This is a genomic window from Nostoc sp. 2RC (assembly GCF_014222165.1).
Lineage (GTDB): Bacteria > Cyanobacteriota > Cyanobacteriia > Cyanobacteriales > Nostocaceae > Nostoc > Nostoc linckia.
The window spans coordinates 16,762-27,918 of sequence record NZ_JACKZU010000059.1 but is presented as its reverse complement, the minus strand read 5'-3'; the positions used below and the strand labels follow the sequence as shown (position 1 = coordinate 27,918).

The window sequence follows — 11,157 nt, the reverse complement described above, 5'->3', positions numbered from 1 at the left end:
TTATTATGTTCTATATCGATAAATTCAAAATGAATGTCAGCATTTTTATCTACAAATTGAAAAGCCTCACTTCGGTAAAAAATAAATTTAGTTTTAATTGTGTCATCTGCTTGACAGACAATTTTGACTGCCTGTTCCCAAATAAATCGATCTAAATTTGCAGGTAGCTTTATCGATAGCCCTAAACTAAAAACAGTGCTATCCGGATGAAGCATATTATCCAGATATAAGTCTCTTTGTGTAGTTGTTAGCCGCGAAAGTTTTCCGATCCTTGATGGTTCAAACGTATCATCTAGTATATTTCCTGCTACCAAAGCCATAAATACTTCGGAAATGGAAATAGTAGAAATATCTGTATCGTGAGTGTTGTTAATCATAAATCAAGATTCCATTGTGTAAAGATTTACTTGACAAATTTAGAATTATTCTGATGTACAGGAAGTTCAATTAAAAACTCAGTTCCTTGTTCTGGGATTGAGGAACAAGTTAATTTACCTGCATGTTTATCTACAATGATTTTGTAACTAATAGATAGTCCTAACCCAGTACCTTGACCGATAGGTTTAGTAGTAAAGAAAGGATTAAAAATTTGTGAAATAATCTCTGGAGTCATCCCAAGTCCATTATCAGCAATCCGAATTAATAGCGAATTTTCTTCTAATAATTCAGTAGTGATTTTGATGTAAGCCGGATTTATTTGAATTTCTGCTAATGAACGGACAGAGTTATACTCTTCTAAAGCATCAATAGCATTAACTAGCAAATTCATAAATGCTTGATTGAGTTGACTGGGATAACAGTCTACTAATGGTAAACAGCCATAATTTTTAATAATCTTAATCTTAGAATTTCCGGAGTCATTTTTGAGTCGATGCTGTAAGATGAGCAAGGTATTATCAATACCGTCATGAATATTAACTGCCTTGATTTCTGCTTCATCTAAACGTGAAAAGTTACGTAAGCTGAGAACTATCTGCCGGATGCGATCGGCCCCGACTTTCATGGAAGATAATAATTTGGGTAAATCTTCGAGCAAAAATTCCAAATCGATATCTTGTTGTTCTGCTAGCATTTGAGGAGTTAAATCAGGTGATACTTGCTCGTAAATTTTGATTAAAGTTAATATATCTTGAGTGTATTCACTGGCATGAGTAATATTGCCATAAATAAAGTTAATTGGATTATTAATTTCATGAGCTATACCAGCAACTAATTGGCCTAAACTAGACATTTTTTCCTTTTGAATCATCTGTAATTGTGTAGCTTGTAGTTGCTGTAGTGCAAATTCTAGCTGTTGTGCTTGTTCTTCTAAACGCAGATTTTTTTCATGTAATTCCTGCGTTCTGGCTTCGACTTTTAGCTCCAGATTTTTGCTATAATTTTCTAACTCTTGGTTAGCTTGTTGTAAATTATCATTAACTTTAGATAAATTAGTATAAAGCTTTGCATTTTGAATAGAAATGGCTGCTTGAGAAGCCAAAATTTTTAAAACTTCTAAGCGTTCAGTAGTAAATGCATTTGCTGTCAAATTATTTTGTAAATATAAAATTCCAATAAGTTTACTTTGATAAATTATTGGCATACATAAAATAGACTTACATTGATTGTTGATAATATAAGAATCGCTAACAAATATTCCTTCGTTACTCGCATTACCAAGAACTAAACTTTCCTTAGTTCTGGCAACATAGTTAATGACTGATACTGGCAAATATTGAGTATTATCTAAAGGAATTGAAGTTTCTAATAAGAGTCTATTGTTATTAACACTGACCACAGCTTCTATTACCATTTGACCATTTTTTTCTAAAAGGAAGCAACTGCTTTGGGCACCAGCATTTTCCATAACAATGGTCATTAACTTTACAAGCAAATTATCTAGTTTGATTTCACTAGAAATCGCTTGAGAAGCTTTAAAGACTGTATTTAAATCAAAAGCTGCTAAATTATTTATTTTGCTGGAAGTAGTAGGTAAACCAGCCTTCAAACTCGATGATTCTTGATTTAATCTTAACGGGCAATAGTCTGGATATTTTGATTCTAATTCACTAACTTTTGTAGTAGCTCCCCAACGTATATATGCATGATAAGATTCTTTTAGATAAAAAATAGCTTGCTTGTCTCTACCACGAGAAAAGTAAAATTCGGCTGCTAATTCATTGGCTAGTGCTTCTTCTTGCACATATCTTTGTTCTTTTGCTCCTTGAATAGCTAGCTCATAATACTCCATTGCTACGAAAGTATGTCCTAAAATTCTTGCTTTTTCTGCCTCTATTAGATTGTATTTATGTTGATAATTAGCGGGGGCATGACTGGCCCATAACTCCATTTTTTCCTGATTGTCATTGATAATATCTAGATATTGTTGTTGAATTTCCGGTTCAACATTGGGATATAAACCAATCAAAGCTAAAGAATAATATAAGTTATGGATGCCAACTGACATCATTCCCATAACACCACTTAAATATTCTGAAGCTAATTTAGCATTATCAACTGCTTGAGTGTAATCTTTGAATAAGTAGAATAAAATTATTTTGGCAACATATACAACAAACAAAGAAGTAGTATTATTAGTATTGTGTAAATATGCCACCATTGATGTTTCATCAAAGCTATCACCAACTAAAAAATATTTATTGGGTGACAAACCTTGTAAATTTAATGATAGTTGATGCCAAACTTTAATATAATTTATTGGAAAATCTAGTTTAAATTTTTTTAGTAAATCGATATATGAAGCTTGTTGTTGAGCTACTAATTCCAGTTGTTCGCCACTGAAAAATATATGACCACAATAGTGAACAGAGCAATAGCCAACATATTCTAGATCTCCAATTTCTAAGGCGCTTTGAATACCTTCTTGTAGAGGAGCTATTGTTTCTCTAATATGCTCTTTCCAATGAATGGTAAAACCATAAAATGGTGCATATACTTTGCTTTTCAGTTCAATAACTTGGAATTGATCTAATATCTGCCAAGCTATTTGACCAGAGTGGTATCCTGCATCAATATTTTCTAGATAGCCACACAAAAGCATACCATAGTAAGCATATCCGTGGGCAGCTAAAGGTGAATGACCGTGCTTGATGCAGAGATTCACAACAGTCAAGATGATCTGGGGAAAATTTGTCTTTGTTGGGTTAGCAATAAAAGCAGCACCAGCAATAGTCACAAGGATTTTTAAAGCCGCAAGTATGTAAGGATCTTTAACAACTGGAAAATCTTCTAAATCCTGAAGTTGAGGTAAATTAGCTACAGTAGTTTCCTTAGTTGGTGTCTCTGATAAAGGTATCCCTAGCATTGCGATGGCTTCTAATCCAGTATCAATGGCTTGAAGCATTTGATTTTCAGCCATATAAAACTGAATCTGTAATTGATAAGTCTTTACTATATCGAGAACATTGGTAGCTCTTTCTAAAATAGTTTGAGTGAGGATAGCTGCGCGTTTAAAGTTAGTATTTAAGTATTCTATTTCTACACTTTCTAGATGCAGTGCTAGTATTAAATCATAGTTAGTTTCCCAACTTGATAATTCCAGCAATTCTAATCCAGTTGTTGAATAATTCAAAGCGGCTTCGTATGCTGATGCTGCTTTTGCTTTTTGACTAGCTATCAAATTTAATTTGGCTAGTCTATCTCTTTGAAGCTGCTCGTAAATAAATTCAGTACCAAAATTTAGATGATTGACAATATCAAAAATATTTTCTTCAATTTCTTCTGTTTGATAATATTCTAGTAATAATTGACCAATTTTCAGGTGAGTTTGTTTTTTTTGCGACTCTGGAATCAGAGAATAAGCTGCTTGCTGTACGCGATCGTGTAAAAACTTATACGTAATTTTGAATTCCTGAGAAGCGCAAAATAATGGAATTCTGTAGTTTTCACTTAGTGGTAAGATTAAACTTGCTTGCAGTGCTTCCCACAAATCAGATGCAGTTTCTGACTGAGATTTTTCATTGACAATTGCCAGAATATCTATACTAAAACGATTTCCTATACAAGCAGCTAATTTTAAAATTTTTTGTGTCTGTTGAGGTAGTTTTTTAATATTTCTAGCAATTAAGTCTATGGCATCATAATCTGTAATACCAATGGTTTGAATTTGATTTATCTCCCACTGCCATACTCCATTTTCAAAGTCAAAACTTAATAGTTTTTCCTGATACATAGTTTGGAGTAACTGATTTAATAAAAAAGGATTTCCTTGGGTTTTATTAAAAATCAGGTCGGCTAATGCTTTTGTTTTTTCTGTAGAGCTATGAAAGCTATCAGCGATTAATTCACAGACATTTTCAATGTTTAAAGGTTGGAGAATAATAGTATTGACAAATGTTCCTGATTTTTGAATTTCATTTATAGTTTGAAATAAATAATGAGTCGATATAACTTCGTTATCCCGATAAGCTCCAATCATTAATAAATATTGGCTATCAGGCTCAATCATCAGTGTCTTAATCAATTTTAAAGAGGCTAAATCTGCCCATTGTAAATCGTCTAAAAATAAAACTAGCGGGTGTTCTTTTTGAGTAAACACCTGAATAAAATTTTGAAATACACGGTTGAAACGATTCTGTGATTCGGTTGCTCCTAGTTGCGGAACAGGTAGCTGTTGACCAACAATTTTTTCAATTTCCGGTATAACATCAATAATAACTTGACCAATGTCACCAAATGCTTCTAAAAGCTTTTGTTTCCATTTAAGTATTTTTTCTGGGCTTTCTGTTAGTAGTTGTTGGGTTAATTCTTGAAATGCTTGAATTAAAGCAGCATAGGGAATATTCCGCTTTAATTGATCGAATTTGCCGGATATAAAATATCCCCTTTGCCGGATAATAGGTTTATGAATTTCATTAACTAAACAAGATTTACCAATCCCTGCATAACCAGAGACTAACATCATCTCAGATTTTCCAGTGCTGATGCGGTCAAAAGCTGATATGAGACTAACTACTTCTTGTTGGCGTCCATAGAGTTTTTGAGGAATCGTAAATTGGCTAAATTTATCTAATTGTCCAGGAATAAAATTTTCAAACTTGCCATTACTTGTTAATTCTTTGAGACAAATTTCTAAATCTGCTTTTAGTCCTAAGCTACTTTGATATCTTTCTTCAGCAGTTTTAGATAATAATTTCATGACAATATGAGATAAACCCTGTGGAATTTGTGGATTCACTTGATGAGGAGGTATGGGTTGTTTCGCAATATGACAGTGAATTATTTCTAAGATATCAGTGGAATTAAATGGCAATTTGGAAGTTAAAAGTTCATACAAAGTTACGCCTAAAGAGTAAAAATCTGTGCGGTAATCAATTGACCTATTCATGCGCCCTGTTTGCTCTGGAGACATATAAGCAAGTGTTCCTTTGAGCAAATTAGGGTTACTAATAATAGCATTTTCTTTTGATAAACGTGATGCAATGCTAAAATCAGTTATTTTAACTTGTAGTGATTTCGGATTAATAATTATATTTTGTGGCTTAATATCTTTATGAATAATATGCTGCTCGTGCAAACTGGCAATAATATCTGCTATTTGAATGGCGATTTTTAAGCTATCTATTATGTTCAGTTGAATATGATTATCTATATATTGTTTGAGATTTTGACCTTCAATATCTTCTAAAACTAAAGTAATACAATTTTGAAAATCTTCTAAAGCGTATACTTTAATAATACCTGGTAAATCTATATGTCTAGAAATTTCATATTCATGCTTAAATTCTGTAACATTCTCAAGATTCAAATATTCGCTTTTAAGACTTTTTAAAATGATGTTTTTTTGATTGTGAATATCCAGCGCTCTATAAACAATAGTTTCTAATCCTTCCGAAATTTTTTCTATAACTTTATAGTTAGAATTCGTGATCATTAATTTATATCTTTACTTTCAAATAAATTTGCTAATTTCAGGCTTTTACTTGCAATGTAAATTTTGAATTATATAATTTCATCTCTTATACTTAGCAAGTAATATACATTTACCTAGATTTTACTTTCCTCAAGATTTGATTGTAATCGGCTAATATACTATTGTTTACTAACTTTCGATGCACAAGCTTCTATGTAATTACCGTCTTATTTTCACTCAAAGATAGTAATTTTGACTGGGAGTGGGGAATGAGGAGTAATCAGGTATAAAAGAGTGCAGGAGTGAAAAGAAGAATTTTTATATTTAATTCCCCAGTTTATACCTCATTTATTTGCAAAGTGCTGTACTTTATTTGAAGGAAACTGCCATTTTAGATAACGAGTCCACAATCTTACTGAGGATTTTAGTTTTTGCTAAGTTGCTGTAACATACACTAGAGTACATTACGCTTTGTAAAGCGATCGCTCACTCAAATTCTTCAAAAACAAGGCTTAAACAACTGACATTAAACCCAGTCTTAATAAGTAACCAAGAATTTCTCAGTGTGAATTAAATTAAAAACTGCTCTTGCTCAAACCAAGCAAAAGCAGTTTTAACACCAAAGCCCAAAATTAAAAATTTATGCTTCTTCAAGTTCCAATTGAGCCACCGTAACGGCATTAAAAGCAAAAGCTAAAACTAAGGGCATTGGAGACTGGAACCAAAAGGTCACAAGAATAGCGAAGATTGTCCCAATTACCGCTGAGGTAGACCATAATCGTTCTTCAAAGGTTAATCCTTTTTCAGCTTTAATCAATCTGAGAACATGAACAGGAATTGGTTCTGGCATTACACAACCCGGAGGAAAAGCCCAGTAGTTATTACGCCGTTCGACAAATAAATCTGTCCAACCATTTTCTTGGCACCATGCTTCAATCCATTGAAGTGAATAATGATTAATCATCGCAGTTGTCAGTTCTGTTTGTGGATTTGTGTAGTTGGTGAAGATAATCTTTCAGGGATTCCCAGAAGAATTTAACTAATTAAGTCTAAAATTCACTCTATCTCTAGTATTTTTAAGCTTTGTTAAGGAGTTGAGATTGATTACTATCGCTCAAACCTCGCTTTACTTAATTAAAAGCCTAGCAGTTGATAGAATCTGTTTACTTCAAATGACAATAAACTTTACGTGGAAAAATTCCAGGTTAAGAATTGTAAATTCAATTGTCAGTTTTATTGCTTAAAAAATATGTCGTAGGCAATAGGGAATAGGTATTAGGGAGTAAGTCTTTGGAGTTTTATCTAGCTTTACAAAAATCAAAAAAATTCATATGCCAATCCTATTTGAGTTGTGAACAATATCGGTGTTGATCGTTGACTGTCAATGGTTAACAGTCAACAACCCTAACACGTAATATTTCACAAATTATTTGGGATTGGTATATGTATCTGAAAAACTACATTTAAAAATCAACGATTGTAAATAAATCAATGCCCGCAGTTATTATATTGAAAGTTAAGAAATTCTAAAAATAAACGAGAGCTGACGGTTGTTGACTGTTAACAGTTGCAATGGAATATTTTTAGTTGCAAGTCGCTGATTTGTATCAGTCTTTGGTAATAATTTTGCTGGCAGTTAGGAGCGATATCGGTTGTTACGTTACAAAATATTAAGCAGGGAAATTGTAGATTCCCCAAATTTAACAGCGGGATTGTTAATACTCAACAGTCAATAGTCAAAATGGGGTAAGCTGACAATGCAGCGATTGTACACGAAATTGGCTCTAGATATGTTTTTGCGGCAAGGATTAGCGTTACTTGTAGGAATTATGATATGGTGCGTGGCTTATCCTGCACTGGCAGTAGACTGGACTCATCCACTTTCATTTAGTAATGCACAGTTGTCAAGACGTGATTTTTCTGGTCAAAATTTACAAGCTGCGGAATTTTCCAACGCCAATATGGAATTCGCTAATTTTACCAACGCTGATTTGCGGGGAGCAGTATTGAGCGCTTCGGTGATGACACAGGTAAATCTGCACGCAGCCGATTTAACGAATGCAATGGTTGATCAGGTAAACTTGACTAAAGCAGATTTGAGCGATGCAGTCCTCAAAGAAGCCCTTTTGCTCCGGGCCATATTTAATGATGTGAATATAGACGGTGCAGATTTTACAGATGCAATTTTGGATAAAGCACAAATCAAAGAACTATGTGCAAAAGCTAGTGGTGTGAATTCCAAAACAGGCGTGCAAACTAGTGATTCTCTGGGATGTTAATGAAACGTGTAGGTGTAATTGGTGGCGGACAACTTGCCTGGATGATGGCAGATGCAGCACAGAAGCTAGGAATAGAATTAGTAGTACAAACTCCTAGTGAAGGCGATCCTGCGGTTTCAATCGCCCAGGAAATTGTTTTTGCTGCGGTAGATGATGCCAATGCTACAGAAATATTAGCAAAAAAATGCGATGTCATCACCTTTGAAAATGAATTTGTAAACCTAGATGCTTTATCTGTTTTAGAAAAGCAAGGGGTTTGTTTTCGTCCAAGATTGAATGCATTAACACCTCTTTTAGATAAATATCATCAGCGCTGCTATTTAAGGGATTTAGGCTTACCAGTTCCGCAATTTTTCGCCGTCGAAGAAACTGAAAATCTCAAATCTCAAATAGAGTACTTAGGTTTTCCTGTAGTTCTCAAATCCCGACGCCACGGTTATGATGGTCAGGGTACTTTCATCATCAAAGACTCCGCTACTTTAAAAGAAAAATTAAGTTATGAAACTATAACAAAAACTGCAAGTCAATCGCTTTTCTTGTTAGAGGAATTTGTACCTTTTGTCAAAGAACTAGCAGTCATAGCAGCTCGTTCCTTAGATGGGGAAATTGTCATCTATCCAGTGGTAGAAACCCAGCAAGAACAACAAGTGTGTAGGCGAGTAATTGCGCCAGCTGAAATTTCGTCGGATGAAGCAGCACAAATACAAGCGATCGCCCATACTTTATTGAATAGCCTGCAAGTAGTAGGAGTTTTTGGGATTGAGTTATTTCTGAGTGCTGATGGTAAAGTGTTAGTCAATGAAATTGCTCCCCGTACTCATAATTCTGGACATTTTTCCCTTGACGCCTGTGAAACTTCCCAGTTTGAACAACAGCTTAGGGCAGTTTGTGGTTTATCCTTGGGAAATCCGAGTTTGCAGTCTCCTGGCGCTGTGATGGTGAATTTGTTGGGGTATGAAAATTCTGACAGTGATTACCAAAATCAACGCCAACAAATAGCAGAAATTCCCCAAGCCCACATCCATTGGTATGGAAAAACTCAATCTCGTCCTGGGCGGAAGTTGGGGCATGTCACCGTTTTGCTGGATAATCAAAATCGAGAACAGGCGATCGCACTTGCCCAAACAATAGAATCCATCTGGTATCCACAGTGAATTTGGCAGAAACTTTCGATGTTGGACACACAACATCTTTTTGAAGGCTATAATGAGTTAGTTGCACTACGACGTTGGTGACTGCCATCAAGTTTTTTGATCTATGCCTTTAAAGAAAAGGGAGTCAACTAGTCTCGTGGCAGTAGACCGGGCATGTACCCGGAAACTTTAAACGAGAAACTTAGATTCCCACCTGGTTTAACCAGGTCATAAACTTAGGTAAAACGGCGTCGCGGTGAACTCAAAATTATTAGCTCCCAAACTCAGTTAGGATTTGGGAGCTTTAATTATTTGCTTTAATTATTTAAATTAACGACTTGCAAGTAAAAAAATATTCCGTTGCTATTGTGACTGTTGACAGTAGATTTTGATGCAACAGGCGTTAGCTTAACAAAGCTGTGGAGTCTACTCCAATTTGCAGATATCTGCTAATAAAAACAAAATCTGTATAACATGATTCTAATTTAGGTGACATTCAGAGTTAAAATCGCAAAATTGAATGAAATTGTGGTTAAAGCTACAAAAAATTGTCACAACAAATAACTGATACTGCATTCCCAGCTTCGGTCTTCCGACTGGACAGTGGCTTAACGTTTATTCATCAAGAAATTCCCACTACTCCTGTAGTTGTGGCGGATGTTTGGGTGCGTGCTGGAACAAGCCTAGAGCCAAAACCGTGGTTTGGTATGGCACACTTTTTAGAACACATGATTTTTAAAGGTACGCCAACGTTACCCCCTGGAATGTTCGACCACAACGTTGAAAACCGAGGAGGCGTCAGTAATGCAGCAACTAGCTATGATTACGCTCATTATTCACTTACCACAGCTGCGCCTTATTTGCAAGATACCCTGCCGTATTTGGGAGAATTACTGTTGAATGCTGCAATTCCAGAAGATGAATTTAGCCGCGAACGGGACGTAGTATTAGAGGAAATCCGTTCGTGCAATGACGATTCTGACTGGATAGGATTCCAAGCTTTGATTGGCAGTATTTATGGGCGTCACCCTTACGGACGGTCTGTGTTGGGAACCGAGAAAGAACTCATGCAGCACTCACCAGAAGCAATGCGCTGTTTTCATCGTGCCCACTACCAACCGAAAAACATGACAGTGGTAATTGCAGGGGGCATAGGTCAAGAAGCAGCTTGGAAATTAGTAAATCATTCATTTACTGATTTTGCCGAACCTTCTGATTGTCCGCAGTTTGAAAAAGTTGCAGACCCAATAATAACAGAAATTCGTCGTCAAGAACTAGCTTTACCACGCATAGAGCAAGCGCGATTGTTAATGGCGTGGCTGGTACCGGGAGTAGAAGAAATCCGCACTGCCTATGGCTTGGATTTATTATCAGTGTTACTAGCAGAAGGGCGGACTTCGCGTTTAGTACGGGAGTTGCGGGAAGATTTGCAATTAGTACAGGGAATTTGTAGTAATTTTTCTTTGCAACGGGAATCAAGTTTATTTACAATTACCGCTTGGTTAGAACCAGAAAATGTAGAAAAAGTAGAATCCTTGATTCGGGATCGTTTACATAAACTACAGACTCAGGAAATTAATCAACAAGAACTAGCGCGATCGCGCAGGGTACTATGTAACGAGTACGCCTTTTCCACGGAAACACCAAATCAACTAACAGGACTTTACGGATACTACAATACAATAGCCCAAGCCGAATTAGCCGTGACATATCCCCAAGAGATTCAATCTTTTGATGCCCCAGAACTGCAAAAATTAGCCCAAAAATATCTCTCCCCAGAAAAATATGCCGTTACTGTACTTAGGCCTTGTTAAGTATGGGAAAACAAATCAATTCAAAATTAAAAATAAAAGAACTTTTAGTTTTTGACTTTTACCTTTTGACTTTTTAATGC

Annotated in this window: 6 protein-coding genes and 1 other RNA gene; 4 read left to right on the top strand and 3 right to left on the bottom strand. The window is 35.3% G+C overall.

What is annotated here, in order from left to right; all coding sequences use genetic code 11:
- From GNE10_RS09675 to GNE10_RS09665, 3 genes are all read right to left on the bottom strand, one after another.
- Nucleotides 1-377, bottom strand: a 377-nt coding sequence (locus GNE10_RS09675) for a hypothetical protein (RefSeq protein ID WP_185564971.1), incomplete at its 3' end; no start/stop codon positions are given.
- 26 nt (nt 378-403) lie between these two features.
- On the bottom strand, nt 404-5,872 hold the full coding sequence (locus tag GNE10_RS09670; protein ID WP_185564969.1) for an ATP-binding sensor histidine kinase: 5,469 nt from the start codon (nt 5,870-5,872) through the stop codon (nt 404-406).
- A 619-nt stretch (nt 5,873-6,491) separates the two neighbouring features.
- Nucleotides 6,492-6,815: a hypothetical protein gene (locus GNE10_RS09665; protein WP_180267402.1), complete on the bottom strand. Its 324-nt coding sequence runs from the start codon at nt 6,813-6,815 to the stop codon at nt 6,492-6,494.
- A gap of 826 nt (nt 6,816-7,641) precedes the next feature.
- Here GNE10_RS09665 and GNE10_RS09660 point away from each other — a divergent pair.
- The 4 genes from GNE10_RS09660 to GNE10_RS09645 all read left to right on the top strand — a co-directional run bounded on the left by GNE10_RS09660 (nt 7,642) and on the right by GNE10_RS09645 (nt 11,077).
- On the top strand, nt 7,642-8,130 hold the full coding sequence (locus tag GNE10_RS09660; RefSeq protein WP_185564974.1) for a pentapeptide repeat-containing protein: 489 nt from the start codon (nt 7,642-7,644) through the stop codon (nt 8,128-8,130).
- On the top strand, nt 8,130-9,284 hold the full coding sequence (locus GNE10_RS09655; protein WP_185564967.1) for a 5-(carboxyamino)imidazole ribonucleotide synthase: 1,155 nt from the start codon (nt 8,130-8,132) through the stop codon (nt 9,282-9,284). Before GNE10_RS09660 ends, GNE10_RS09655 begins: the two co-directional genes overlap by 1 nt.
- A gap of 60 nt (nt 9,285-9,344) precedes the next feature.
- Nucleotides 9,345-9,527, top strand: a non-coding RNA gene (gene ssrS, locus GNE10_RS09650) — 6S RNA.
- 284 nt (nt 9,528-9,811) lie between these two features.
- Complete coding sequence (locus tag GNE10_RS09645; RefSeq protein WP_185564966.1) at nt 9,812-11,077, top strand: pitrilysin family protein; 1,266 nt, start codon at nt 9,812-9,814, stop codon at nt 11,075-11,077.
- Nucleotides 11,078-11,157: the final 80 nt, after the last annotated feature.